At 46.6% G+C, this 25,945-nt stretch carries 25 protein-coding genes; 10 read left to right on the top strand and 15 right to left on the bottom strand.

Annotated elements, in window-relative coordinates; genetic code table 11:
- Window positions 1-80: 80 nt before the first annotated feature.
- On the top strand, window positions 81-737 hold the full coding sequence (rpiA, locus tag AC27G9_RS08640) for a ribose-5-phosphate isomerase RpiA (protein WP_487073102.1): 657 nt from the start codon (window positions 81-83) through the stop codon (window positions 735-737).
- A 126-nt stretch (window positions 738-863) separates the two neighbouring features.
- Complete coding sequence (gene serA / locus AC27G9_RS08635) at window positions 864-2,093, top strand: phosphoglycerate dehydrogenase (RefSeq protein ID WP_487073100.1); 1,230 nt, start codon at window positions 864-866, stop codon at window positions 2,091-2,093.
- A 103-nt stretch (window positions 2,094-2,196) separates the two neighbouring features.
- On the opposite strand, the gene AC27G9_RS08630 is transcribed toward serA, so the two are convergent.
- The 3 genes from AC27G9_RS08630 to lacZ form a co-directional block, all read right to left on the bottom strand.
- Window positions 2,197-2,982: a hypothetical protein gene (locus tag AC27G9_RS08630; protein ID WP_487073098.1), complete on the bottom strand. Its 786-nt coding sequence runs from the start codon at window positions 2,980-2,982 to the stop codon at window positions 2,197-2,199.
- Window positions 2,983-3,067: 85 nt separating this feature from the next.
- A complete protein-coding gene (locus AC27G9_RS08625; RefSeq protein WP_487073096.1) occupies window positions 3,068-5,035 on the bottom strand; it encodes a methyl-accepting chemotaxis protein in 1,968 nt (655 codons plus the stop codon).
- Between the two features lie 196 nt (window positions 5,036-5,231).
- Window positions 5,232-8,348 carry a beta-galactosidase, LacZ type gene (lacZ, locus tag AC27G9_RS08620; protein WP_487073094.1) on the bottom strand — a complete coding sequence of 1,039 codons (3,117 nt, stop codon included), beginning with the start codon at window positions 8,346-8,348 and terminating at the stop codon, window positions 5,232-5,234.
- A 294-nt stretch (window positions 8,349-8,642) separates the two neighbouring features.
- Here lacZ and AC27G9_RS08615 point away from each other — a divergent pair, with 294 nt between their 5' ends.
- From AC27G9_RS08615 to galE, 3 genes are all read left to right on the top strand, one after another.
- Window positions 8,643-10,181 carry a peptide MFS transporter gene (locus AC27G9_RS08615; RefSeq protein WP_487073663.1) on the top strand — a complete coding sequence of 513 codons (1,539 nt, stop codon included), beginning with the start codon at window positions 8,643-8,645 and terminating at the stop codon, window positions 10,179-10,181.
- A gap of 102 nt (window positions 10,182-10,283) precedes the next feature.
- Window positions 10,284-10,580: a DUF6170 family protein gene (locus AC27G9_RS08610; RefSeq protein WP_487073092.1), complete on the top strand. Its 297-nt coding sequence runs from the start codon at window positions 10,284-10,286 to the stop codon at window positions 10,578-10,580.
- A gap of 2 nt (window positions 10,581-10,582) precedes the next feature.
- Window positions 10,583-11,602, top strand: coding sequence for a UDP-glucose 4-epimerase GalE (gene galE, locus AC27G9_RS08605; RefSeq protein ID WP_487073090.1), 1,020 nt, complete (start codon window positions 10,583-10,585; stop codon window positions 11,600-11,602).
- A gap of 56 nt (window positions 11,603-11,658) precedes the next feature.
- Here the strand turns inward: galE and AC27G9_RS08600 are convergent, their stop codons facing one another.
- Genes AC27G9_RS08600 through ccmA form a run of 10 tightly spaced genes read right to left on the bottom strand, consistent with a single transcriptional unit; the run spans window position 11,659 to window position 19,555 of the window.
- A complete protein-coding gene (locus tag AC27G9_RS08600; protein WP_487073088.1) occupies window positions 11,659-12,489 on the bottom strand; it encodes an MlaA family lipoprotein in 831 nt (276 codons plus the stop codon).
- Window positions 12,489-13,748, bottom strand: a complete 1,260-nt coding sequence (ccmI, locus tag AC27G9_RS08595; protein WP_487073086.1) for a c-type cytochrome biogenesis protein CcmI — start codon at window positions 13,746-13,748, stop codon at window positions 12,489-12,491. The genes AC27G9_RS08600 and ccmI overlap by 1 nt, the downstream gene beginning before the upstream one ends.
- Complete coding sequence (locus tag AC27G9_RS08590) at window positions 13,745-14,200, bottom strand: cytochrome c-type biogenesis protein (RefSeq protein WP_487073084.1); 456 nt, start codon at window positions 14,198-14,200, stop codon at window positions 13,745-13,747. Before AC27G9_RS08590 ends, ccmI begins: the two co-directional genes overlap by 4 nt.
- Window positions 14,197-14,793, bottom strand: a complete 597-nt coding sequence (locus AC27G9_RS08585; RefSeq protein WP_487073082.1) for a redoxin family protein — start codon at window positions 14,791-14,793, stop codon at window positions 14,197-14,199. Before AC27G9_RS08585 ends, AC27G9_RS08590 begins: the two co-directional genes overlap by 4 nt.
- Window positions 14,790-16,790, bottom strand: coding sequence for a heme lyase CcmF/NrfE family subunit (locus AC27G9_RS08580; RefSeq protein WP_487073080.1), 2,001 nt, complete (start codon window positions 16,788-16,790; stop codon window positions 14,790-14,792). The genes AC27G9_RS08585 and AC27G9_RS08580 overlap by 4 nt, the downstream gene beginning before the upstream one ends.
- Window positions 16,790-17,254, bottom strand: coding sequence for a cytochrome c maturation protein CcmE (ccmE, locus tag AC27G9_RS08575; protein WP_487073078.1), 465 nt, complete (start codon window positions 17,252-17,254; stop codon window positions 16,790-16,792). Before ccmE ends, AC27G9_RS08580 begins: the two co-directional genes overlap by 1 nt.
- 7 nt (window positions 17,255-17,261) lie before the next feature.
- Window positions 17,262-17,507: a heme exporter protein CcmD gene (gene ccmD, locus AC27G9_RS08570; protein ID WP_487073076.1), complete on the bottom strand. Its 246-nt coding sequence runs from the start codon at window positions 17,505-17,507 to the stop codon at window positions 17,262-17,264.
- A complete protein-coding gene (locus tag AC27G9_RS08565) occupies window positions 17,497-18,255 on the bottom strand; it encodes a heme ABC transporter permease (protein WP_487073074.1) in 759 nt (252 codons plus the stop codon). Before AC27G9_RS08565 ends, ccmD begins: the two co-directional genes overlap by 11 nt.
- Window positions 18,255-18,920 (bottom strand): heme exporter protein CcmB, encoded by a 666-nt coding sequence (gene ccmB, locus AC27G9_RS08560; RefSeq protein WP_487073072.1) that lies wholly within the window; start codon window positions 18,918-18,920, stop codon window positions 18,255-18,257. Before ccmB ends, AC27G9_RS08565 begins: the two co-directional genes overlap by 1 nt.
- Window positions 18,920-19,555 carry a cytochrome c biogenesis heme-transporting ATPase CcmA gene (gene ccmA, locus AC27G9_RS08555; RefSeq protein WP_487073070.1) on the bottom strand — a complete coding sequence of 212 codons (636 nt, stop codon included), beginning with the start codon at window positions 19,553-19,555 and terminating at the stop codon, window positions 18,920-18,922. The genes ccmB and ccmA overlap by 1 nt, the downstream gene beginning before the upstream one ends.
- A 236-nt stretch (window positions 19,556-19,791) precedes the next feature.
- Here ccmA and fliK point away from each other — a divergent pair, with 236 nt between their 5' ends.
- The 3 genes from fliK (at window position 19,792) to AC27G9_RS08540 (ending at window position 22,895) form a co-directional block, all read left to right on the top strand.
- Complete coding sequence (fliK, locus tag AC27G9_RS08550; protein ID WP_487073068.1) at window positions 19,792-22,119, top strand: flagellar hook-length control protein FliK; 2,328 nt, start codon at window positions 19,792-19,794, stop codon at window positions 22,117-22,119.
- Window positions 22,116-22,424: an EscU/YscU/HrcU family type III secretion system export apparatus switch protein gene (locus AC27G9_RS08545; RefSeq protein WP_487073066.1), complete on the top strand. Its 309-nt coding sequence runs from the start codon at window positions 22,116-22,118 to the stop codon at window positions 22,422-22,424. The genes fliK and AC27G9_RS08545 overlap by 4 nt, the downstream gene beginning before the upstream one ends.
- Window positions 22,425-22,529: 105 nt before the next feature.
- Window positions 22,530-22,895 (top strand): VOC family protein, encoded by a 366-nt coding sequence (locus AC27G9_RS08540; RefSeq protein WP_487073064.1) that lies wholly within the window; start codon window positions 22,530-22,532, stop codon window positions 22,893-22,895.
- A gap of 38 nt (window positions 22,896-22,933) precedes the next feature.
- Here the strand turns inward: AC27G9_RS08540 and AC27G9_RS08535 are convergent, their stop codons facing one another.
- The gene (locus AC27G9_RS08535) at window positions 22,934-23,920 is read right to left on the bottom strand and encodes a zinc-dependent alcohol dehydrogenase family protein (RefSeq protein WP_487073661.1); all 987 of its coding nucleotides are present in this window, start codon (window positions 23,918-23,920) and stop codon (window positions 22,934-22,936) included.
- Between the two features lie 99 nt (window positions 23,921-24,019).
- Here AC27G9_RS08535 and AC27G9_RS08530 point away from each other — a divergent pair, with 99 nt between their 5' ends.
- The gene (locus AC27G9_RS08530) at window positions 24,020-24,937 is read left to right on the top strand and encodes a LysR family transcriptional regulator (RefSeq protein WP_487073062.1); all 918 of its coding nucleotides are present in this window, start codon (window positions 24,020-24,022) and stop codon (window positions 24,935-24,937) included.
- A 74-nt stretch (window positions 24,938-25,011) separates the two neighbouring features.
- Window positions 25,012-25,485 carry a hypothetical protein gene (locus AC27G9_RS08525; RefSeq protein WP_487073060.1) on the top strand — a complete coding sequence of 158 codons (474 nt, stop codon included), beginning with the start codon at window positions 25,012-25,014 and terminating at the stop codon, window positions 25,483-25,485.
- A 104-nt stretch (window positions 25,486-25,589) separates the two neighbouring features.
- Here AC27G9_RS08525 and AC27G9_RS08520 read toward each other — a convergent pair whose 3' ends face one another.
- Window positions 25,590-25,829: an HP1242/YdcH family protein gene (locus tag AC27G9_RS08520; RefSeq protein ID WP_487073058.1), complete on the bottom strand. Its 240-nt coding sequence runs from the start codon at window positions 25,827-25,829 to the stop codon at window positions 25,590-25,592.
- Between the last annotated feature and the right edge of the window lie 116 nt (window positions 25,830-25,945).

The raw sequence follows: 25,945 nt of genomic DNA, 5'->3' as shown, positions 1-25,945 counted from the left end.
TATACTGCGCAAAAAATAACAACTGAACAATACGTTCGGTGTAATGCCTACCTACAAACCAATGAATGCAAGGACTCCAGATGGATCAGAATGCCAAAAAGAAAGCGGTAGCTGAAGCGGCTATCAAGTATGTCGAACCCGATACGATTGTGGGTGTGGGCACTGGCTCTACCGTCAACTTTTTCATCGATGCCCTCGCTGAAATGAAAGATGACATCGCGGGTGCCGTTTCCAGTTCTGTTGCCTCGACAGAGCGAATGAAGCAATTAGGCATAGAGGTGTTTGATTTAAATAGTGTCGATAAACTCTCTGTGTACATTGACGGTGCCGATGAAGTAACTGAACACAAGCACATGATAAAAGGCGGCGGTGCCGCATTGACGCAAGAGAAAATTGTCGCAGCCGTTGCTGACACCTTTGTGTGTATCGTCGATGACAGCAAACACGTACCCGTATTAGGTCAATTCCCACTTCCTGTGGAAGTCATTCCGATGGCTCGTTCTTATGTTGCTCGTGAGCTTGTTAAACTCGGTGGCGATCCGGTCTATCGCGAGGGCGTCATCACGGATAACGGCAATGTCATCTTAGACGTACACAACTTGCAAATACTCAATCCCAGAGAGCTTGAGCAGAGCATAAATAATATTGCAGGTGTAGTAACAAACGGCATCTTTGCGATGCGCGGCGCAGACGTTGTACTGACCGCAACTAACGATGGCGTATTGACTTCGAAGTAACTTACAACATGGCCAGTTAAGTAGAGAATTAGCGCTTTTATCTCTGCTTAACTTCTGTTAGTTTACCCATTTAGACGTCCAGATGTCTTAATTAAAACCCAGTCTGTCAGTTTGAGAAACCTAACAATGAGCAAAATTTCACTTCCAAAAGATAAAATTCGAATTCTTTTACTGGAAGGTGTGCATCAGAGCGCCCTCGATACGTTTAAGCAAAACGGCTATACCAATATCGAGTACCTAAAGTCCTCGTTACCTGAAGAGGAACTCATTGAAAAGGTAAAAGACGTACACTTTATCGGTATTCGTTCACGCACGCAGATCACACAAAACGTCGTCGACGCCGCTTCAAAGCTGGTTGCGGTTGGTTGTTTCTGCATTGGTACCAACCAAGTCAACCTCGCAGCGACGCAACTTCGTGGTATTCCTGTGTTTAATGCGCCGTTCTCAAACACCCGCTCTGTCGCAGAGCTCGTGCTTGGTCAAATCATCTTGTTGCTTCGTGGTGTTCCTTCAAAGAATGCCAAAGCACATCGAGGTGAGTGGGAGAAAAGCGCGGTTGGCTCTTATGAAGCCCGAGGAAAAACACTGGGTATCATTGGTTATGGCCACATAGGTACACAGTTGAGCATCCTGGCTGAACACCTGGGTATGCGTGTTCAATTCTTTGATATCGAAGATAAACTGGTATTGGGTAACTCTGCACAAGTGAAATCACTTGAAAAGTTGTTAGCCACATCTGACGTAGTGTCGCTGCACGTACCAGAAACGCCGCAAACAAAAGACATGATAGGTGCAAAAGAGCTTGGTTGGATGAAGCCTGGTAGCATTTTGATCAATGCATCACGCGGAACCGTCATCGAAATCGACGCCTTGTGCAAAGCGCTAGAAAGCGGCCACCTCAATGGTGCCGCCATTGACGTGTTCCCTGTTGAGCCTAAGTCAAATAACGAAGAGTTCATCTCTGACCTTCGCCAGTTTGATAATGTCATCTTGACGCCGCACGTGGGTGGTAGTACCCAAGAAGCGCAAGAAAACATTGGTATCGAAGTAGCCGGTAAGCTAGCAAAATACAGCGATAATGGCTCTACCTTGTCAGCTGTTAACTTCCCTGAAGTATCACTTCCAGAGCACACTGGTCGTTCGCGCTTATTGCACATTCACCAAAACCAACCTGGGGTGCTCACGCAAATCAACCACGCGTTTGCAGACAAGGGCATCAACATTGAGGCCCAGTACCTGCAAACCAATGCCGACATCGGTTATGTTGTTATCGATGTAGAGGCTGACCGTGCCGATGATGCACTTGCTGAACTAAGCCAGATTGGCGGTACCATCAAAACCCGTATATTGCACTAAGCCCTGTATTGGTTGGCAATGCTTGCCTAACAAGCGATACATTCTCAATTAAAAAAACCGGCTGAAGCCGGTTTTTTTATTGCAGTTAATTGCAATAAAAAGCTCAATGATTCAGACGATACTTTTCAATTTCTTGCGCGATGCGTACCACTTCCGCCTCAGGGTAAAAGTCACCATGTGCATCAATAAAATCACGAGTTTTGTAAAGCGCCAGTAACTGTTGATTGATGCGCTCAACAAAAGCAATACCGGCAGGGGTTTTGTTACACGCAATATGAGATGTCATCAATGCGGGCGCGCCGCTAAACGCATAACTATTGTAGTTATCACTGCTATCACCGTCGGAAGCCTCATCGATTTCATCAGGAAACAACACACTAAAATCGGTTCGTTTATTAATGAATAATCTGGCATTTAAGTACGGTACGGAGTTAGTGTTAATTTCAATCCGTTGATGCTCATCCAGTAGCGACAATTGTTCATCGAGGTAAGGGCCATATGAGCGCCCTTTTACTATGGTGAGCACTTTTTTCGGGTAGTGTGCCATGACTTTAGAAAGCGACTGAACGTGCCCTTCTTCGTCAAGCAATTCGACAGGCAAGCTTGGCAAATCATTTTGAATAAACAATCGTTGCGTGGGGCCAAATGCAGTGGGTAATGAATAAACAAACTGTTGTTCCCGACTGGGTGTTTTGATGCGGAAAAGCGCACAAACTGCGTCATTGTAACCAATCAACGACTCGTGCAACTCATGCTCTAAGCGCTGCAATGGCAAATAGTACGTAGGCGTATCTCCCAACAACATTAACGCAACGCTATGATTGATATTGGTTGGTTCATCGCCGACAACCATGCCGTTGAAAGAACTGTCACCATGGACGATACGCACGTTATCAGATGCCGACGCGTCAAAAATGCAGACGGCAGCGAATACTAGCCCTAAATACCCACAAAAACGTTTACCACTATAAGACTTAATGGGTTTGATATGAGTCCACCTTAGTTTGCATATCCATGGCAATTTCGGCTAACCGCGAGGCGGCCTCACCAACCTGCTTGGCGCCCTCTACATTCTCTGCAGCTTGGTTGTCAATTTCTGTAATACGGCGAGTCACTTCACCAATCGCTTCTAATTGCTCAGACGCCGAAGTAAACACTTGCGACGTAATACCGTCTACCTCTTCCATACGGTGCACTATGCTGTCTAGCACATTGCGGATCTCATTCGAGTCGTTCACCGCTTTACCCGCTTTATCACGGCTGGTCGCGATAACGGTAGTAGCATTGCTCGTGCCAATCTGTAACTGCTCAACGATAGCAGAGATTTCTTCTGTCGCTTGTTTCGTGCGGCTAGCTAAAGCCCGAACCTCATCGGCAACAACGGCAAATCCACGGCCTTGCTCACCAGCACGAGCCGCTTCAATCGCCGCATTCAATGCCAACAAATTAGTTTGTTCAGCCACGGATTGAATCATATCGACCATAGCCGCTATGTTATCGGTGCCCTGATTGAGCTCATCAATGGTACCACCAAGGGCTTCGACTTCGTGAGCTAGAGATTCGATACCTTCCACAGACGTGATTATACGGTCGTTTCCAGCGTGAAGTTCTTTTGATACCTGGCTCACACTCTCAGAACTGGATTGCATCGCGTCCGTGACTTCTTTCACATTGGCGTTCATTTGTTCGGTCGCTTGCGCTATCGTTTCGACGTCTCGTTGCTGATTTTCTAAATTGGTTTCACTTTGACTAATGGAAACTGCCGTTTCATGGGTCGCAGAAGCAATCTGATGACTAAAATCTTGGAAGGTAACTAGGTCTTTTTGGAACGTACCTATAATTTGATTGATTCGATTCGCCGCTTTACCCAATTGGTCTTGGCTGACCTGATTCACACGAACGCGCAGGTCATGCTCATCGATAATATGCGCTGTTGCATCACCTATTTCATCGGATTGCGCTCTTGTGAGGCGTGTTGTGCGATACAACATAACCGTAAGGCCAATTGAAATCGCCAACATGGCCGCATACAACAGCAAGAATGCATAAGACTTGCTGACCGCGGCCATACTGTCTTCGAGTACGCTATTGAGCAAGGTATCTTGCGTCCGTTTTAGAATGTTAATTCTCGCGGTACTGGCAGCAAACCAATCTTCTGGGTTAACTGCAAAACCCTCACGCTGACCATCCAGCTTGGCCCGATAGCCCAGTACAGCTTTGTGCTCTGGCGAATTCAGAAAGCGTTCAATGGTCGCTCTTCCATCACTATCACTGAGGATTTCAGCTTCGTGAATGTAAGACTGTTGTTTGGTCGTTAGTGTGATAAAACGGCGGAACAAGTTATCGTCAAAGTTGTCCCGTCCAAAACCGTTGCTCAATACCGCGCGTTCGATACCAGCTTGTTCCTTACCAAAGGCAAAATTGAAGACCACGATGAGGTTTTGTTTTATTTGGCTATCACTTGCATAGTCCGCCAACAATCCATTTAGCTCCAGAATTGAAGTATTGTGGCCCGTGTAAAAGCGCAGCGCATCACCCAATGACATCGACAACGAGCTAATTTCCCCGCGGACTTCCGTGAGTCGGTCGAGTTCACGAATGAGGGTATTGATTTCAGATGTGACTTGCTCGCTGTAGGTGTCGCTGTCAAACACCGTTTTCAGCTCGCTTAACGCATTGTCCGTTAGGCGCCTTTGGTCTGGTAGTGCGCTGGCGAAACTCGCGCCTTTAGAGCCGATAAAACCCGCTGACATGCCACGTTCTTTTTGCAGTTCGTGTACAAGTTGGTTGGTAACTAACGCCAAATTAACATGGCGTTGTAGCGATTTTGCATTGGATATATTGTTTACGGCGATACCACTTTCCGCTGCCAGCACAACCACTAATAACACCGCAGGGACAATGATCAACAAACTCAAATATTTCGATATAAAGCGCGTCATGGTACTTCTCTCTTAGAAAGAGTCTTATCGGTTTTTACTTGCAGATTTATTTGTTACGGAAATCGGCGAGTAAAGATTACATTAGCGTAGAATTTTACCCTTGCATAGTGACAACTGTATTTCGAAGTCATTAAATCGACTAATTAATTGATAAAAAGAAAAAAAGCAGGCGTTTTAAGCCTGCTTTCTGCATCGTTTAAATCAATGGTGTAATGACATACTGGTAACGGTAGTCACGCCAATTCACGCGATACTTGTGTAATGGCGAATACCCCCAAGAATCGGTACCACCAATACCCCTTTGTAAAAAATCGACGTTGAGATACGTATGCGGCTGTTTGGTTAGCTCATGAGGATGCAGACCCGCTTTATCAAACGTATCGTATTCATACATGTCAAAATGCTGCGCACCGAATCCAACGAGAGGCTGCCCGGTAATTTTGAGCCCTTGATTATCAGCATTGGTTAACGCCAGCCATCTGACTTCAGTGTGATAACCGTTTTCTTGAGGCCTCACGTATGGAAAGTACATATCATCGACACTCGATTGATACTGACCGACATGGGCAGACGCCTTGCGATCAGCGTAGTTTTCATGTGGGCCACGACCATACCAATTCACCAAATTGTAGCCTGATGGCAAAGTGAATTGCTGCCCTAGCCTGGGTAACTCGGGGAAGAAATGATGGGGAGCGGCATAAAAATAGATTTGTACCGCCGTATTTCCTGTACTGTCTAGGGTGTATTCTGATAGATAACGGCTCTGTACTGGAGGCAAATAATGCTCGGTTTTCACCGTGATACAACCATTTTCGTCAACACATTCAAACGAGGTTAATTCTGCCTTTTCCCAAACTTTGTGCCAGCATGCCGCTTTTTCTGGGAAATGCTCACCAAAGTCGTTATCCGTTGGTGCACGCCAAAACTCAGGAACCATAGGCTGGTTCAAGAGTGACGCCGCGCCCATCTGGTATTGTTCTAACCAGCCAGTTTGCTTGTTAAACGTCAGCGCCAATTCGGCAACTCGCAGGGTTAAATGGGTCTCAGACTGTTGTTGCACCACCATGCCGCTGTATGGTCCTTTAGGTGCACTTGTCAGCAACGGGCGTTTTGCCAATGGCAACTGACTGAATGCCACTACATGACCTTCTGCGACCAAGTTCTCCTCGTGCTTTTGTACAAAACTCACATTGATAAAGTATTCACTGTCAGTATCAAAATCATACTCAATAGGTAATGTCACTGTTACCTGTTGTTGTGGTGCACAACCAATATCATCGACACTACCACGCGCCACTTGCTGGCCGTTTTCAAGCAGCTCCCAGACCAAATTCACATCATGTAAATCGCTAAAATAACGCTTATTGTAAACACTCAGTTGAGTTTGACTGCCGCTGACAAGTGTCGCTTCAATATGTTGATAAACCTGCTTGAGTTCATGAGCGTGAGGGTTTAACGAACGGTCAGCCGCTACGACACCGTTCGCACTAAAGTTACCATCGTGATACTGATGAGGTAACTCTAAGTCACCACCGTACCCCCAATAGGGTGTGCCTTCTTCGCTGTGAACCAAAAACGTTTGGTCAACCCAATCCCAGATAAAACCGCCTTGAAGCAAATCGTAGTGTTCAATGGTTCGCCAATAGTCGGCTAGGTTGCCCATAGAGTTACCCATGGCATGTTCGTATTCACACAGAATTAATGGCCGAGTTTCACCACTCATTTCTCCCACTTCAGCGTAGTGAATGAGCGTATCGATTGGTGCATACATTTGGGCATACATGTCGGTGTGGCGCTTAGTTTGCGCTTGCTCACACATAATGGGCATGCTGGTTTTCGTTTTAAACCAGTCATACATGGCTTCGATATTTTTACCATCGCCAGTTTCATTGCCAATCGACCAAATCACGATTGAGGGGTAGTTTTTGTCGCGCTCATACATGTTTTCACATCGCGCGATATAGGCGTCATGCCATTCTGGTCGGTCAACGATATGGTTCTCGGGCTTATAAAATTGTTCCTGATTCGCAGCGCCCAGGCCATGGCTCTCAATATTCGCCTCGTCTACGACGTACAACCCATACTCGTCACACAGTTCATACCAATAGGGATCGTTCGGATAATGACTGGTGCGCACCGCGTTAACATTCAACGCCTTCATCAAGCGCACATCTTCAATCATAGATTCTCGGCTGATCACGTGACCTGTTTCACCGTCGTGCTCGTGGCGGTTAACACCTTTGAACAACACTGGCTGACCATTGATCAAAACATTGCCGTTTTTCACCTCACTGGTTCTAAACCCAATCCGATTGTAAGCCACCTGTACCAGCTCGCCATTGCTGTCGCGTAACGCCAGTTTCAATAAATAAAGGTTTGGTGTTTCTGCCGTCCAAGGCAAAATATCGGCGAATAATTGGCTATCCAACGCCGTTTGCACACCACTCGCAGGGATATCATCTAAAGCAATTGCGTGTTGGTGAATTATGTCGCCAGAGGGTGAAGCCAGTGACACATCTACGCTGAAACCACTTTGCAGTTGATTCAAATGGTTCGCGCATTCCAACGAAAACTGCCACACCCCGTGCTTATAACTGGTATCCAAAGTTGCCTTGGCGTGAAAATCACGAATGCGGACTTTGGGTGTGGCGTACAAATAGACATCCCTTTCGATGCCGCACAAACGCCACATGTCTTGATTTTCAAGGTAGGTCGCATCACTCCAACGATACACTTGCAACGCAATATCGTTTTCACCACTAACAAGATAGGGAGAAATATCAAACTCTGCTGGCGTTTTCGAATCTTGAGAATAACCAACTAGCGTGCCATTTACCCACAAATATACCGCAGACTTAACCGCGCCAATGTGAAGAAACACTTGTTTTTGTTGCCATGAACTGGGCAATAAAAACGTACGCTTGTAAGAGCCCACAGGGTTGTACTTAACCGGCACTTCACCAGCTTTTGGCCCTATCGCAAAGTCTGTGGGATGGTTGACATAATTGGGCTGTTCGTAGCCGTGCATTTGCCAATTGCCGGGCACGGGAATGTCATCCCAGCTACTGGTATCGAAACTGGGCGACATGAATTCCGTTGGCCGCTTGGCTGGGCATGCGCTCCAGTTAAATTTCCATGTGCCGTTGAGTAGCATGAAATTCTCGTCATCAAACGGTAACGACACAAACTGACCGGGATCGGTTTCAAACCCAAAAAAGCTCGTATGAGGCTTTTGTTTATTCCAACCAAAAACCTGAGGGTCTCTCCAGCCATGGTTAATTAAATAGTCAGTGGTCATGTCTTGTGCGTTCACTATTGCTACTCCAACTTCTCATCGCCATGGATGAAGCGCCATAAAAATACCGAATGTTATAAGCGCGGTATCTTCCTACTTTTATTCCAACAACGCAATTAATCATATAAATAAGACTTAAAAAAGGAAATGAGCCAAAGCCTGTACACCCTTTGGTGAGTAAAAATGCCAATTTTCTTGTCTCACAGGGCAAGCTTTAGTATAACCAAGCAACTTTAGAATAGTGATGTTGTAGCATGTACTTTGTACTGCATGTCACTATTACCGCCCAACTATAATAATTAACGGGATTCAATCGTGAATACTAATACATCTAACGATTCCAGTTTTTTCGGCCATCCAGGGGGCCTTCGAACTTTATTCTTCACTGAAATGTGGGAGCGCATGAGTTATTACGGCATGCGTGCTCTACTTGTACTTTTCATGACGGCGAGCCTTCAAAAAGAAGGACTTGGCTTTACGGTCGCTACAGCTGGTGCAATCTACGGTTTGTATACTGGCGCAGTGTATTTCTTGGGATTACCTGGCGGTTGGCTAGCCGATAGACTTATTGGTGGGAAAAAGGCTGTCTGGTATGGCGGCTTGATAATTTTCGCAGGTCATATTGTTCTCGCTATCGACCTTCAAAATTTATTCTTCGTTGGATTGATATTAGTTGCCACTGGTACTGGATTGCTCAAACCTAACATCTCAGCAATGGTTGGACAGCAATATGGTGACGAAGATGGCCGCCGAGACAGTGGTTATGCGCTCTACTATATGGGCATCAACATTGGTTCTTTAATCGCATATCTCGTTACCGGTTATTTAGAAGAAAATTGGGGCTGGCACTATGCATTTGGCGCAGCTGCAATTGGTATGGCTGTAGGTCTAATCCAGTATTACTTCACAAACAAATCACTTTCTCAAGACTCTGTTCTGCCTGCAAACGCCTATCAAGGTGCTGCACGTAAAAAAGCATGGTTTGGAGTCATAGCAGTCGTGTTAGCCGCAGTGGTTGTTATCGTTTTAGCCCACACTGGCACTATCGTCATTGAACCAGTCGTACTTGCTCAGCAAGTGGCCGTTGCCTTCACCCTCATATTCTTTGCTTATTTTGGCTTTATTTATTTCAAAGGCTCATTAACTGACAATGAAAAACGCAGAATGTGGGCACTGTTTTTGGTTTGCGTCGCTTCAGCTTGCTTCTGGTCTGGTTTCGAGCAAGCGGGCTCCTCATTGAATCTATTCGCTCAAGACTACACCGACAGACTACTCTCAGAAGGCTCAGTCCTTACATCTTGGTTTGGGATGTCGTCTATTCCAACTGTTTGGTTCCAACTGTCAAACTCATTATTCATTATCATTTTATCTCCCTTTTTCGCAGCCCTTTGGATTAACCTAGCCAAGCGCATGATAGACCCGTCTTACACGCTAAAATGCGCGGTAGGTATTGTTATTATGGCGAGCGGTTTCTTAGTGATGTTCATGGCTTCACAATACGCAGCTGAAGGCTTGAAAGTCGCCCCAACATGGTTAGTTGCGACTTACTTCCTACACACTGTGGGTGAATTGTGTTTGAGCCCAGTTGCACTCAGTGCCGTAAGTAAATTGTCACCAAAGCGTTTTGCTGGCCAAATGATGGGCGTATTCGTTCTGACGTATTCTATCGGTAACATTATCGCTGGGTTGCTATCTGGAAATTTCGATCCAGAAAATGTAAAAGAGATGCCAAACCTCTATCTACAAATTGCACTGTTTAGCATCTCGATTGGTATTGTTATTGCGTTACTTAGCTTGAAATCTAGATTCTGGGAAAAAGCTTCGGACGAAGACGCGAGCCAATCAGCATAAATAAGCTGGCCTGATCAGTGTCACGTTTATTTGTCTGACAAATTAAATTAGAATAAACGCCGTGTTCGATTGAATGCGGCGTTTTCATATTTTAGGCATGTTATGAAATTGTACTTTTCAACAAAACAAATACCCCAACTCAAGTCATTGTCGCTGCCAGAGCGCATTGCGGCGATGGATAAAGCTGCTGCGAAGATGACGGTTCCCGAGAAGACACTTCTCAATATTTTAAAGTTATTGGTATTTGTGCCTGCTTTTGCATTTATTTTACGTACCGCCGCAGACTGGACGTCATTATTGTGGGCACTAGGTGTGTTTATCTTATACCCAATTTTTGTCAAACCTATGCAATACTCTATCTGTGCAAAGCATTTGCCAGATAACATCACCAAGGAGTGAAAATGAAAACCATTTTGGTCACCGGCGGCGCAGGCTATATTGGCAGCCATACGGTTCTACAATTGTTAGAACAAGACTACGGCGTTGTGGTATTGGACAACCTGAGTAATGCGTCTCCTGAGTCTCTCAGACGCGTAAGTGAGATAACGGGCAAATCGGTTGAGTTTGTCGAAGGTGACATTCGCGATGAAGCGAAACTAGACGACGTTTTCAAACAGTTCGACATCAGCGCGGTTATTCACTTCGCAGGGCTTAAGGCTGTTGGCGAATCGGTTGAAAAACCGTTGGACTACTACGAAAACAACGTGTACGGCACCTTGACGCTTTGCCAAGCGATGCGCCGTGCCAACGTCAAGAACATCGTGTTTAGCTCATCCGCTACTGTATATGGCGATCCAGTGGTATTGCCGCTACGTGAAGATTTGCCTACAGGCACACCGACTAACCCCTATGGTATGTCTAAGCTCATGGTTGAACACGTTCTTACTGATTTGTACAAATCAGATGACGCTTGGAACATCGTACTACTCAGATACTTCAACCCAGTTGGTGCGCATCCATCGGGTAAAATCGGTGAAGATCCAAATGGTATCCCAAACAACTTAATGCCCTATATCTCTCAAGTTGCCACAGGCAAATTGGAACAACTAGGCGTGTTCGGTGACGACTATGATACGCCTGACGGCACAGGTGTTCGCGATTATATCCACGTGGAAGATTTGGCTAATGGACACTTAAAAGCCTTAGACCGTTTAGCGCTCAATATGGGCTTGGATACCTACAACTTAGGAACCGGCCAAGGTTATAGTGTTCTTGAGATGGTGAAAGCGTTTGAAAAGGCTGCTGAAAAGCCGATTTCATACGTGATTAAACCCCGTCGTAGCGGCGATGTTGCATCTTGTTACGCAGACCCGACGCTTGCCGCGAAAGAGCTCAATTGGCACGCAGAAAAGACCTTAGAGGATATGTGCCAAGACGCATGGCATTGGCAATCAAACAACCCCATGGGTTATCCGAAGTAATATTCAGCCACAAAAAAAGCGTGCTTAGCACGCTTTTTTTATCTTAAATGTTTTTGCTATTTCTGCTTTGGCGGATCATCGTCAAGATTTTCAAAATCGTCAAAAGAGTCCTCAAAGTCTTCGAAATCTTCGAACTCCGATTCATCTATTTCGTCAGCACTTTTTCCATCCGTAACTCTGAACTCTAGGTTCTGGAAGTACGCATTTTTAATGAAAGCATAATCATCCACGGATTGTTCAATTTGGGCTTCTTGCCCCATTAGCGCCGCACGTGTTTCAAGCGTTGTAACAATCAAAGCTGGAATACCAGCACCACTGCCCAACGACAATGGATAATACACAGCTTCAACGACATTACCGGTTAAGCTACGTGCATCAGAGGGACCAGCACCTGGCAACATAATAAATGGGCCAGTACCAACACCATAGGTTCCTAATGTCTCTCCCAGGCTTTCTCGTTGACGAGGCAGCCCTATATTTTCGGCGACATCGATAGTGCCTAACAAGCCTACGGTTGAGTTAATCACGAAGCGGGCTACGCTATCTAACGAACCGCCAACTTTACCTTGCAGCAAGTTGTTAATCGCATTCGTCGGCTCTTCCAAGTTTCGAGCCGCATTGAGCAACCCCGTACGAGCGAAGCCAGGCATCACAGTGGTGTAGCCCACAGTCACAGGGCGCACTATGTAGGCATCAAGAATATCCCAGTTAAAATCCCATACCAGACGGTTTACCGGCTCTAATGGGTCATTAGGGTCGCCTGGGTATGCTTGTTGTTCATTGGTTTGGGCCGCTTGTTCCTCGGCGTTATTAGCAGCACAGCCACTCAGTACGGCAGAGGAAACGATTAACCCTAATACAATTGCTTTTTTAAGTGACGATATCACTATAATTCCTTATCTATCAAAATGTGCTGACTGACAACATTGTCAGGTGATACAGGAGAAACGATTGCTCCTTGTAACTCACCTTGAGACGTCGCAACATTGTCATCAACGGAAATCCGGGCTACTAATCTCGCGTTTTTCAACTGCGCCAAAGTATAGTTTGGCAACATGGCATTTGTGTTATCCAACACAATTTCCACAGGAAAAGACGATAGCGGTTGTTTCACCACCGCAGCAGGCATTCGATTGTTGCTGTCAGCGTCTTGCGCGAATACAAAGAGATAACCGCCTTTTGGCAACTTTTCTTTCAACGCATCACTGACATCAACGCTAATAGTAAACGTTGGAGACGGCGCAGAACCATCAGTTTTTTGTAAACTTTTGTCATCGAGCGGTTGTGCTATCCCTTGGAGCTCTCCAATTCTGGTTCGCAGCTGCGCTAGCATGGGGTTATCAGCGGGTAATTTACTTTCGATTTTTTCGAAGTATCGCGTCGCATTGGCCAAATCGCCAACTTGCGCAGACACAACCGCCATTAGCAACGATAGGTTGTCGTTGTCTGGCGCTTGTGACAAGACCTCGCTCAACAATGCTTGAGCGCGTTTGAGTAAGGTTTCTTGATTGGTCATCATTAGCACTTGCGCATAGTTGACCTTCAAGGTTAGGTCTTGTGGCGACAGGCTAACGGCCTTTTCAAATGCTTCGATCGACTGCTCAATTTGCCCGACTGATGTCCACAAGCGACCAAGAAACATCCACCCTTGTGTGTCATCTGGTTGCTCACGCAAACGAGTACGAATGGCCAAGGCCAGTTGGCTGATGTCCTGCGGCGTAATATCTGCTGCATCCCCAGTTGCCAATTTTTGACTGAGTTCAGGCAGCCTATCAATGGCCTCTTGCGCTTGTTTTACACTGCCAATTTGATTGACTTGGTAGTACACGATGCCACTGGTTACCACAGCCAACAGTGCGCCTGCTACTAATGGTAAACCTATCTTACTCTTGCTCGCTTCACGTTCATTCGCCTCATCCACTAGGGCTAACTTCAACTCATCAGCTGCTTGGCGTTTATCATGCTCAGAGATCAGCCCTTCTTCCACTTCCCGGTCCAGTTCAGCTAAGCGCTGACGTACCACTTCAACATTGGTCAGGGTGACCGATTGTAAGGCGTGTTGTTTGCGAAAAATGGGTAACGCCACTAGTGCTATTACAAGAGTAATTAGGCCCGCAACGACTAAATAAAATACCGACCATGTCATTCTTTATCACGCTCCAACATTGCTTCCGCTTGACTGAGTTTTGCTGCCATATCTTCTGGTGGTGGTTGTTTGCGTTTCAAGACCACGAACAACAAAGCGCCAATTGCAAACATCACAGGAAATGCCCATAGCCACATAGTGACGGGTGTCACTGGCGGTTGATAATGGACAAAATCGCCATAGCGCGCTTTCATGTAATCGACCACTTCTTGTTCTGACTTACCTTGACGGATTAACTGATACGTTTTACGGCGCATATCATGAGCAATCATGGCGTCGGAATCCGCAATATTCTGGTTTTGGCACATCGGGCAACGCAGTTCAGCAGTCAGTCGCAAAAATTGCTGCCGTTGTGCTTCTGATTCAAAATCGTAACTGTCTTGTGCACTGAAAACAGACGCTGACAGCACAAAAAGTAAGGCAGTTAGGCCTGTTCTCATTAGTAAGCTCATAACGCACCTGCGCTTTCGGCTTCGGCCACTAATTGATTGTACAAAGGACCCACTTTGTTGTTCCACACTCTATCGTTAATGTCACCGATATGGTGCATGCGAATCACCCCGTTGTGATCAACCAAAAAGTGCTCTGGGGCTCCGGTAACGCCTAAGTCTAAAGAGGTGTCGCGGAATACATCAAAAATATGGAACGCGTAAGGATCGCCGTAACGCCCCAACATTTGACGCACTTCTTGCTGCACGCGATTGAGTGTCTTGGTACCAAAATCTGGGTCGAGATCTTGGTCGAAATACAAACCGACGATATTGACGTCTTGGTTTTGTTTCAGTTGGGTGAGATAAGGCAATTCCACAGCACAGGTCACACACCATACTCCCCAAACGTTAACTAACGTCACCTGACCTTTAAACACATCAGGGTTGTAGCGAACATTGGGTGCCATCAAATCGGGTAAATCAAACGCGGGAAACGGTTTATCTTTGACTTGAGAGTCCAATTCACGGGGATTGGAGAACAAGCCTTGATACAAAAATGCCACCCCAATAATAAATACAATCAATGGCACGATAACTAGTGGGGCCTTTTTCATGCTTGCGCTCCCTGCTCTTGACCAGTGGCTTTCGCCAGCACTTTCTTCACTTTTGCGACTTTCGCCATGCGATAACGTCTATCCGATATTGAGAATACTCCGCCCAACGCCATAATCGCCGCACCGCCCCATATCCAAATTACAAACGGTTTAATGTAGACCCGCACTGCCCAGGCGCCATCATCTAGCGGTTCACCCATTGCAATAAACAAATCTTGGGTAAAGGTGGTGTGTATACCCGCTTCGGTCATTGGCATACGCTGTACTAAATACAGGCGTTTCTCTGGTTCGAGATGCACGACTTTCTCGCCATCTTGATAGACATCGAATATACCAACACTGGCGTTATAATTGGGGCCATTGCGCTCTTCAACGCGATTAAATTTAAAATCATAACCGCCCAGTGTGACTGTCTCGCCTGGCACCATGCGCACATCGCGCTCGGTTTCGTAATTACTCACCAAGGTAATACCAATTAACGTTACCGCAAAGCCCAGATGCCCAAGTACCATGCCCCAGTGGCTGGGAGTGAGTTTTGTCAATTTGGTAAGCAAAGAGGCGTCTTTCAAACCGTCAATTCGCTGCATAACTTCAAGCACACTGGTCACCACTATCCACGCACTTAGCACTAGGCCAAGTGTCGCCATATAAGTCGGCTCGTCGTAAGAAAAATTAATCAATATGCCAGCGCTCAGGCTCAGGCCAACGGCGATCGCTAGTTGTTTTTGTACCGACGGTAAGTCTTGTTGCTTCCAGCGCGTTAGTGGCCCGAGGCCCAAAAACAAAACAAATGGCACAATCAATAGCGTGAACATTTGGTTAAAAAATGGTGCACCGACGGAAATAGACCCCAAACCCAGTTCTTTGTGTACAAGGGGCAATAACGTCCCAAGCAACACTACCAAGGTCGCGGCGCACAAGAATACATTGTTCCCCATCAAGAGTACTTCTCGGGAAAACATTTGATAGCGTCCAGGGCTTTTTAGTTGCTGCGCGCGCAACGCGTAGAGCAAGAGGCCGACACCACTTAGCACGACCAAAATACCCAAGATGAACAAACCTCGTGCCGGATCGCTCGCAAAAGAGTGGACTGAAACAATCACACCGGAGCGCACTAAGAAGGTCCCAAGCAAGCTCAACGAGAAGGCCGCGATGGCCAACAGTACCGTCCAAGACTTGAACACCTTGCGTTTTTCGGTCACGGCTAGCGAGTGCATTAATGCGGTTCCCACGAGCCATGGCATAAAGGACGCGTTCTCAACTGGGTCCCAGAACCACCAGCCCCCCCAACCGAGTTCGTAGTATGCCCACCAACTTCCCAGTGCGATACCCACGGTGAGAAATGCCCAAGCAGAGATAACCCAAGGCCGTGACCAACGAGCCCAAGTAGAGTCCAACTGCCCAGAAATAAGGGCAGAGATAGCAAACGCAAATGCCACCGAGAAACCCACATACCCCATGTACAGCATGGGTGGATGAATGATCATGCCAAAGTCTTGTAGCAGTGGGTTTAGGTCTCGGCCGTCGACGGGAAAAAATGGCAACAAACTGTTAAACGGGTTAGACGTCAGCAGCATAAACAAATAAAAACCGATACCCACAACCCCTAACACCGCCAACACGCGAGCGACCATGACTTGCGGAATGCCACGACTAAACAGTGCCACCGCAACGGTCCAGGTTGATAACATCAATACCCAAAGCAAGAACGACCCTTCGTGGCCACCCCATACTGCGGTGAATTTGTAGTAAATCGGTAACTGGGTATTAGAGTGCTGCGCGACATAGGCAACACTGAAATCATCTGTAACAAAGGCGTAGGTTAAACATGCATAAGCCAATACGGTAAAACCAAACAATCCAATCGCCAACGGTTTGGCCGTGGCCATCAAACCTTCGTGTTGTTTGTATGCTCCCCACATGGGGTAAACCGCAAGTAATATGGCGCTGAGCAGCGCCAATGTGAGTGCGATGTTTCCTAATTCTGAAACTAGCATTAGTATTCAACCTGCTCAGGTTTAACGTGCTTGATGCCTTTCATTTGCTCTGCCAGTTCAGGCGGCATATATTCTTCATCGTGTTTCGCAAGTACTTCTTCCGCTTGAATTAAGGTTTCTGAAGTCAGCACACCTGTCGCCACTATGCCCTGCCCTTCCCTGAATAGGTCTGGCAATATCCCCTTGTAACTGACCGTTACCGCTGGGCCAGTATCAACTAAGTCAAAGGTCACAGCTAAGGTTTGGCTATCGCGCTTCACCGACCCAGGTACAACCATGCCACCGATTCTCAAACGTTGGCCGATTTGAGGTTTGACACCATCTTTGCCTTGCGTAATTTCTGTCGGCACATAAAACAAATCGATACTGTCATTCAGTGCCACCAGCATTAGGGAAACGGCGCCAATAATCAGCACACCAATGCCACCAACGGCGGCTAATCTTTGCTTTCTTCTAGGATTCATGAAGTCACTACTCTTTCACAGACGGGGTACTCAGAGGCGGGGCCACCGGCGATTTTCTTTGCCCTGAGCGCGCAGATTTAATACGGGCTTGACGCTCTTTTTCGATCAAGACCTGCTTCAATAGTTGTTTATGACGAATTCGGCTCAGCACAGCAATTGCTAACAAACTCAGGAAGCACAACCCAAATGACAGCCACACATAAAAGCCGTAGCCACCCATGGCGAAAAAGGATTCGACACTATCAAATTGCATCAGTGCCTCCCAATTCTTCCTCAGCTAATGCCTGTACCCACGGGCGCTGCTGTTCGCGCAGAATAATTTCGTTACGCAACCTGACAACTGTCACGGCAGCGATAAAAAACGCAAAGCCCAATAGGTTGATGAGCAAAGGCCAGAGCATTTCTGGCGCTATCGATGGGTTGTCAAATTTACTGATAGTGGCACCTTGATGCAGCGTATTCCACCATTCCACAGAGTAGTGAATAATGGGAATATTGATGACGCCAACCAATGCCATCACACCGGCGGCTTTACCAGCTTGCTGTTTATCTTCGAAGGCACCGTAAAGTGCAATGACACCCAAATACAAAAACAAGAGTATGAGTTCAGATGTCAATCTCGCATCCCACACCCACCATGCACCCCACATGGGTTTGCCCCACGCAGCACCGGTAAACAGAGCAATAAAGGTCATGACCGCACCGATTGGCGCCATGGCAATCATGCTCATGTAAGCCGTTTTCCACTGCCAAACGATGCCCACAAGCGCAGCGATTGCCATCGCGACATAGGTGCTCATCGACAAAATGGCACTAGGAACATGGATATAAATAATTCGAAACGAATCACCTTGTTGGTAATCTTGAGGCGCAAACAATAGGCCCCAAATCGTACCAACAACTAAACAGATGATAGCCCCTACCCAAAAGTAAGGTTGTAATGTCGTACACAACTGATAAGCACGTTCAGTTTTCGCGTACGGATGAAGCCATTTCCACATTAATTCTGACTCACTCTAATCGCATATGCTATAGCAAACGGTGCCAGCGCCATTGCCAGCAGTAACATAGCGCCCATAATAGCAAGTTGCGCGCTATAAGGTAATTGTAAGGCTGCTGAATCTACCGCAGAAGTGGCAAAAATCAGCAAAGGTATGAATACAGGTAACAGTAGTAAGGCCAGTAACAAGCCGCCTTTTTGTAACCCTACCGTTAACCCAACGGCTATCGCTCCTATTAACGACAGCAACGGGGTACCCAACAACAATGTCAGTACTAATGCCCAGTACATGTCGACGGTAAGATTCAAAAACATGGCCAATAGTGGCGATAGCAGTAACAATGGGACGAAACTGACCAACCAATGGCACAACACTTTCATCGATACTACAGCCCAAAGCGGCATACCACTCAACACCAACTGTTCTAACGAACCATCGGCGAAATCATCGCGAAACAACCGTTCCATGCCCATTAATGAGGACAATATCGCAGCAATCCAAATTACCCCAGGGCCAATGCGCTGAAGGGTCTCAGGACCGGGACCAACCCCCAAGGGGAACAACGTGATAACAATTAACAAAAACATCATAGGCTGGGCTAATTCACCCAACTGACGAAACGCAATCGCTAAGTCGCGTTTGAATACACCGTGAATCAATCGCATTACGCCCGGTACTCCAAGTCAAACTCTCTGATGTCACCTGCTAATGCTGATAATGGCTGATGAGAAGTTGTTAATACGGCTCCACCCTTGCTGACGTGTTGAGCAAAGGCCGTTTCCAATAAGGCAACGCCGTCAACATCTAGTGCCGTAAATGGCTCGTCCAATATCCATATGGAAGCAGGCTTAAGCCACAGTCTTGCAAGGGCAACTCGACGCTGTTGTCCTGCGGACAGAAAACGCACGGGTACGTCTTCAAGCCCAACGAGCCCCAAACTGTCGAGGATAGCAAAAATGTGTTGATTGTCGGTTTTTACACCGTGCTGAGCACACCAAAAATGGAGGTTTTCGAGTGCAGAAAATGCGCCACTCAAGCCAGCCTTGTGACCAATATAAATCAAAGATTCTTGGTAAGAGACTGGATCATGGGCAATATCGACGCCCTTATACATCACAGCGCCCGAATCTGGCTTAGACAGCCCAGTCAAAATACGCAACAAACTCGTTTTCCCCGCACCATTAGGGCCGCGAAGATAAACCAGCTCATTGTGATTAATTGAAAATTGTAAATTGTCGAACAATACCCGATCACGCTTGGTACACGTGAGTTCGAGGCCTACGAGACCTGACAATTCCATTCCTTAATATTGGTGTATACCCGTTTTACCGCCAAACACTTGCTTTGGCTCAACCTCGTTGAGGTGAATACAAAATTAGGTAACGTCTTCATAAACTTGGGCGTATTCTATCATAACCAAATGCATTCGCACCTAATCCCACGCATCTATACGACTCAGATCAAAAGTACAATTCAGTTTTTGGTGTTTTTTGTCGATAATATAAGGGTGATGTATCCGATAAACCCGAGAATGTTGTGAACCTGCCACCGACGACAGTGCCCGATGATATTGCCCAATCCCAACACTCAGGAAGTGTAGCGAGTGCGAGTATCAGCGCTAACCAAATTACCAGCGCACTCTTGTCTAATATCGGCCTGTTAGCAAAAGTGGTGGTCTTGCGGCTACCTGAACAAATCATTAGCGCAACGACTCGCCAAGGGCAGCCCTCAACGCCAGGGTCAATCCAAACAATCAACTTGGCTACCACCCAAAACCAACCACCCCAAGCCAATGCCGATTTGCGCTTGGTGCAAACTCAAACCACTCAGGGATCAGCGGCTTTGCTAGTACAATTGGCAACTAGCCAACAGTCTTTTAGTTTGCCTCCAAGTGCCGCAAACAACCTAGTCCAACAGCTGAGCCCGAGTATTATCAGCAATATCAGTAACCATACCCAGATACAGCTGCGTTTGCCAACTGCTCCCGCCAACACAAATATCACAGCGACCTTGACCATAGTTCCGGATAACAGCGGGCGAGCAGCCATACCTGCCCCAATCACCACTGAAGTAACACTGCCGCAGGATACGGTGACAGCGATTACCCAAAGTCGCCTTCAACCCGCTCAGGCCGCTAGCCGCCAATTACCACTGAATTATATCGTGACTATCCAAGCACCGGCATCGAATGCCCCCAAAGTCACGCTAACACCAGTGGCTACGCCAACGGCTGATAGTAACGCAACGGCGACTTCGCAAAGCGTACCCGATGGAAATGAGCAAAATCCGCTGCAAGCACCAATACAAAAAGCGAAAACCGCTCTCCCTCAAGGGGTTAATTTGGCGAACAATAGTGTGCCGATTACGCAGAAAATTGTCGAGGCTGTGTTGGCTAAGGGAGTGTCAATTGACCAGTTGCCAAAAAAAGTGGCCGCGCCGTTACAATCAGTTCCAACCGCACCACAAGTTACGTCAGAAAAAGTCTTTCCCACGCAACTCACATTGCAAGGCAACAAGGCACAAGTACAACAAACCAGTGTCAATGTGATTGGTGTCAATCCGCGTCCAAGCGCTACACCATTATTGACATCTTTGCCGTCCCTAGCGCCGCCGCTGAAACTCGCGCTAGCGGATGTGATTGAAACTACCATTGCCCGCACACAAAACGTTGCATTGGATACAAGCACACAAAAATCGAATCCAGCAGCTAACCTTGGAGCAAGCACTGTTGTCGCCACGAGTACTCAGGCAGTAGTGAAGACGCCTGATCAATCCTCACGCGCAACAGCACCTAACAACCTTGCCTCCCCCACAAACACCGTTACTGGTGAGGCAACAGCATCCGTTGTCAGTGAAAATAGTAACCCAGATAAACTACCTGAAACCTTGTTGTTACAAGTTCGCCAATACGCCAAACAAATGTTGGTTCAGTCAGGTTCAACTACCCAAGCGCTGCAAACCATCTTGGCCGGCTTAGGTGAAGCGAAACAGCTACCAGAGAAGAGCACACAGCAATTAGCTCGCAGTATAATTGAAGCTATCAAGCCACAATCAGATATAACTGAATCTTTGCCAGACACAACAGTCAATAGCGATAATGAAGGAACGTCAAGCGTGCCTAAAGACACGCAAACGGCCGCCGCCAACACTGCATTGATACGAGCGCTTATTACTTCTCCACCGTTAACAACCATTGGGGCGATCACAAACTCAACGCCATCCAATTTCATTAATGGCCTTGTGACTGTACTACAGCTTTCTTTGGCTACTCGAGCGATACGTCAACAAGGACAACTCGCTGATACAGTCTCGACACTAAGTCGCGTGCTGCCAAAGTCAATTAACGGCCAAACCATTCAGGCAAAGACGCTAAATGACTGGTCCAACATAGAGAGTAAGTACCAACTTGAGAAATCCACCAAAACGCTGTTATCCAATATTCAAAACAGTAAATTGCAACATACCGAATCCCGAAGTATCGGCCAAGAAAATCTCCATTTGGTATTGCCAATCAGTCAACACGACAACAAAGCGCCTGAACTGCTGATTCAAAGAGAAGAAGAGAAATCAGGTGATCGTGATAACAAACCGGCGCACGGGAGACAATGGAACCTCACCATGAAATTAGACGTAGGCGATTTGGGCGAAATGTTAGTGAAAACCGCGGTACGCGCTGAGGATATCGACATCGATATATACACTTCTTCTGACGCTTTGATGAGCAAAGTGTACGACACATTACCCTTTTTGAAACGTCGGCTCGCAGCACTTGGTGTTGGCGTCAATAGCAGTAGCTGTCAGCGCGGCAAGATCCCCGCCACCTTAAGTGATCGTCCTTATCAGATATTCGAGACACAGGTATGAGTGATAAAGCCAAAAGAGCGATTGGTTTAAAATACGACACCAAGAATGGTCGCAAAGCACCAGAAGTAGTAGCTAAAGGATATGGCGATCTCGCCGAAGCGATAATTGCAATGGCACAAGAATCTGGCGTGCTCATTCACGAAGACCCTTACTTGAGTGAAGTCTTAGGGCAACTCGAGTTAGGCCAAGATATCCCTGAGTCTTTGTATTTTGTTATTGCCGAACTTATCGCTTATTCCTACTTTTTACAGGGTAAAATGCCACCTGGTTGGGACGGCGTTGCGGTATCCTTAACCAAAAAATAGGATTAATCATAAAAAAGACCTATCCAAATCACTAAAATCGAGATGTTAGACAGCTACAACTCACTTAACCAATGTAATTTTGAATCGGGAACTCGGTATTAAGACATGACTTCCAATACTCTCAGTGTTACTGAAATCCGCACCTTTATCCCTTGTCGAGATTTCGACACGTCCATCGCATTTTATCGCGAGCTGGGGTTCGAACACCATCCGGTCAATGACGAACTGGCTTTAATGCAAAATGGTCCGTGCTTTGTCTTTTTGCAACGGTTTTACCAAAAAGCATTGGCCGAGAACTTTATGCTGCAAGTCTGTGTTGAGGATATTCGAGTTGCTCACAATGCGGCTCAGCAAGTGAGCCAAACTCACCACACTAAAGTCACCGATATCACTCACGAGCATTGGGGAGACGTGTTTTATTTGTGGGGGCCAAGCGGCGAATTGCTGCATATGACACAGCTTATCACATAGGATTGTGGCCCCAGCTTTCTGGGGCCTAGTGTTAAAACTTAAGCTGTTACCACGACTTTCCCCATTGCTTTACCGCTTGCTAGCCTCGCATGGGCCTCGCCTACCTGCGCTAAACCAAAGGTTTTCTCATCTAAGACTGGGCGAAGTTTACCCTCATCAACCATAGTAGCTAGGGTCGCCAAAATATCTCCATGAGCTTGGCGGTCGACATTGTGTAGCATCGGAATCAGCATAAATACCACGTGTAAGGATAACCCTTTGAAGTGCGCGGTGGATAAATCCAGCTCTACCAATGATACCGTTGTTGCAACGTGGCCATTGAGCTTGGCAGCGTCAAAGGAATTTACCAGATTGGCGCCACCAACAGAATCAAATACCACATCAAAACCCGTGCCCTGGGTATGTGACTCGACATAATCTGAAACAGACTCGGTAGTGTAATTGATTGGCTTTGCACCGAATGACTCTATCAGAGACAACTGCGCTTGAGCACTTCCCGTGGACGATACCTCGCCTCCTAAGGCCTTGGCTATCTGAACGGCAATATGACCAACGCCTCCCGCGCCACCGTGTACGAGTACTTTCTGGCCTTGGCTAACGCCTGCACGAATCAAGCCTTCATAAGCCGTAATACCGACTAAAGGAATGGCTGCCGCTTGTGCCATCGTCAAGGATTTAGGCTTATGAGCAATGAGTTGTGCATCCGCTAACATGTATTCGGCGAGAGAACCCTGCAAGTCGGCTAAGCCACCTGCACAACCATACACTTCGTCACCGACTTGAAACGCTGTCACTCCCTCGCCAACTGATTCAACTGTACCAGCGAAATCCATACCCAAAATCGCTGGTAAATCTGGCGATAGCGGAAGGTCTTTACCCATAGCACGTATCATAGTATCGACTGTGTTGACACTCGATGCCGCGACTTTTACCACGACATGGCCGCTAGTTGCTTCAGGTTTTGCAACTTCGGTGGCTTCAAACACGTCAGTATCGCCATAAGCGTTGATAACCATTGCTTTCATCATGTATTCCTCTATTGATTTGATGAAAACAGTATATTTGCTCGAGTAATTATTGATAATATCAGCACACTTAGAATGAGTTTTAAGATTTAATTGATAATGAATGCCGATCACCTGAACCTCTTCGTACGCATCGCAGCTCTGCACAATATCAGCCTCGCTGGTAAAGAATTGGGCTTATCGCCTGCGGTTTCCAGTGCCCATATCAATAAGTTGGAGGACACGCTTGGTGTTAGGCTCATTCATCGAACCACGCGCAAGGTATCGCTAACAGAAGAAGGCCAAGCATTTCTTCCCCACGCCAGAGAGGTACTTGAAAGTATCGAAACGGCAAGGGCAGCAGTAGGTGCAGGGAGTCGCTCTCCTCATGGCAAGCTAAGGGTGGCAGCACCCGCATCATTTGGCAGAATGCATTTGGTACCTGCTCTGGAGCAGTACCTGGCCGCATACCCAGACGTCAAACTGGATTTGCAGTTAAGCGACAAGATTATCGATATGGTCGAAGGGGGTTATGACGTGGCGATCCGTGATGCAACACTCAACGACTCTACACTGATTGCCAAAAAATTAGCCAAAGATAAACGCATTATCTGTGCATCCCCCGCTTATCTCGAAAAATACGGTACGCCGCAAACACCTCAAGATTTACTCGAACACCAGTGTGTCAACCTCAACGGCCTGACAACGTGGCACTTCCAATCTGAACAGGGCACCATCAGCATCAAAACGAAAAACCGTATGCTCACTGACAACGGCGAAGCGGCGAGAGACGCCTGTGTTGAAGGGATAGGCATCACAATCTGTTCGTTATGGTGTTGCTATAAACACGTAAAGAGTGAACAGCTCGTGCCGATTCTTGAAAACTACCCACTGGCCACTGAGCCGGATATCTGGGCGGTTTACCCCAGTTCACGGCTTCTTGCCCCTAAGGTAAGGAGTTTTATCGACTTTTTTGCAGAGTGTTTTTCTGGCACACCTTATTGGGAGCAAGCACTAGCAGAAGAGGCTGAAAAGTAAGTACGTCGACAAACAGCGACACATGGAGACGGGAAAACGCTCGTTCGCAATAACCTAGGAATAAAATAAAGGTAATGGACAGTAGTAAAATGGAACCAGATTATTCAACTTATACCGTTGAAGAGCTCGACGAAACCTTGCAACATATCGATCACTCAGCATTTCCAGATCGCGTCCAACTTATCCAAAATGAGTTGGAAGAACGACAAAAAGCATCAAAACAGTCTGATGATTTGTACTATGAAATTGTCGAAGAGTCAGGCCGATTTAATGCGTGCCCATCATGCTTAAAGCCCATAGGCTTTTTCAAAACCTTTCGCCAACGAAATGGACAACTAAAACATTGTCATCATTGTACTGAACCCTACGTTCTGAAAACGGATTACCGTTTTGCATTGATTTTGGGGATACCCTTGGCGCTGTTGACGGCTTTTTTCGTCAAACCAGCACTACGTGCAATGGAAATCGACCCATTTTTTGTCACACCGCTTGTAACAGTCTCAGTACTTTTGGCATCGTTTAGACTCAAGAAAGTACGCTTTGTCTAAACAACAAGTAAGGTATTGACCACATTTGTACACATGGGTCAGAACAGTAATCAAAAAGTGAATCCCCCAAACTGCTGCTTATCAGGGTTTAGGGCATGCAACAATTAATTTGCCGTTATTGTGCGATACAGTTGGTCTTTAAGTTCAGCTCTGTCATGTTTTAGTTGATGCATAGCGCCATCGGCAATCGGGGCATTCGCAAGCTCTAGCTCTCGGATTTCTTTATCTATCGCGTCGTACTTCGCCACTTTTTCAGCAAACGAAGGGTCCCGTGCTACCAACTGTTCTATTTTGCTGATCTGCGTTGGAAATTCGTGTCTTAAAGAATGATCTTCGCCTAACATAACTCTCTCCAGTATTCGTTGTAACGTCTTAGATTATAACGAGCGATAACACTGCTCTGTATTTACGCCAACAAGGCTAACCTGTTCTTGTTGGAACTTTTATCAATAAATTCTAA

It is taken from the genome of Alteromonas sp. 5NS40-0096, assembly GCF_057544385.1.
The sequence above is the reverse complement of the archived record's forward strand: the minus strand, read 5'-3'. Positions and strand labels throughout refer to the sequence as shown.

Coding starts and splice junctions, on each gene's coding strand:
- rpiA (WP_487073102.1), top strand. CDS start 81: ATGGATCAGAATGCCAAAAAGAAAGCGGTAGCTGAAGCGGCTATCAAG.
- serA (WP_487073100.1), top strand. CDS start 864: ATGAGCAAAATTTCACTTCCAAAAGATAAAATTCGAATTCTTTTACTG.
- AC27G9_RS08625 (WP_487073096.1), bottom strand. CDS start 5,035: ATGACGCGCTTTATATCGAAATATTTGAGTTTGTTGATCATTGTCCCT.
- AC27G9_RS08610 (WP_487073092.1), top strand. CDS start 10,284: ATGAAATTGTACTTTTCAACAAAACAAATACCCCAACTCAAGTCATTG.
- galE (WP_487073090.1), top strand. CDS start 10,583: ATGAAAACCATTTTGGTCACCGGCGGCGCAGGCTATATTGGCAGCCAT.
- ccmI (WP_487073086.1), bottom strand. CDS start 13,748: ATGACATGGTCGGTATTTTATTTAGTCGTTGCGGGCCTAATTACTCTT.
- AC27G9_RS08590 (WP_487073084.1), bottom strand. CDS start 14,200: ATGAGCTTACTAATGAGAACAGGCCTAACTGCCTTACTTTTTGTGCTG.
- AC27G9_RS08585 (WP_487073082.1), bottom strand. CDS start 14,793: ATGAAAAAGGCCCCACTAGTTATCGTGCCATTGATTGTATTTATTATT.
- AC27G9_RS08580 (WP_487073080.1), bottom strand. CDS start 16,790: ATGCTAGTTTCAGAATTAGGAAACATCGCACTCACATTGGCGCTGCTC.
- ccmE (WP_487073078.1), bottom strand. CDS start 17,254: ATGAATCCTAGAAGAAAGCAAAGATTAGCCGCCGTTGGTGGCATTGGT.
- ccmD (WP_487073076.1), bottom strand. CDS start 17,507: ATGCAATTTGATAGTGTCGAATCCTTTTTCGCCATGGGTGGCTACGGC.
- AC27G9_RS08565 (WP_487073074.1), bottom strand. CDS start 18,255: ATGTGGAAATGGCTTCATCCGTACGCGAAAACTGAACGTGCTTATCAG.
- ccmB (WP_487073072.1), bottom strand. CDS start 18,920: ATGCGATTGATTCACGGTGTATTCAAACGCGACTTAGCGATTGCGTTT.
- ccmA (WP_487073070.1), bottom strand. CDS start 19,555: ATGGAATTGTCAGGTCTCGTAGGCCTCGAACTCACGTGTACCAAGCGT.
- AC27G9_RS08545 (WP_487073066.1), top strand. CDS start 22,116: ATGAGTGATAAAGCCAAAAGAGCGATTGGTTTAAAATACGACACCAAG.
- AC27G9_RS08540 (WP_487073064.1), top strand. CDS start 22,530: ATGACTTCCAATACTCTCAGTGTTACTGAAATCCGCACCTTTATCCCT.
- AC27G9_RS08535 (WP_487073661.1), bottom strand. CDS start 23,920: ATGAAAGCAATGGTTATCAACGCTTATGGCGATACTGACGTGTTTGAA.
- AC27G9_RS08530 (WP_487073062.1), top strand. CDS start 24,020: ATGAATGCCGATCACCTGAACCTCTTCGTACGCATCGCAGCTCTGCAC.
- AC27G9_RS08525 (WP_487073060.1), top strand. CDS start 25,012: ATGGACAGTAGTAAAATGGAACCAGATTATTCAACTTATACCGTTGAA.
- AC27G9_RS08520 (WP_487073058.1), bottom strand. CDS start 25,829: ATGTTAGGCGAAGATCATTCTTTAAGACACGAATTTCCAACGCAGATC.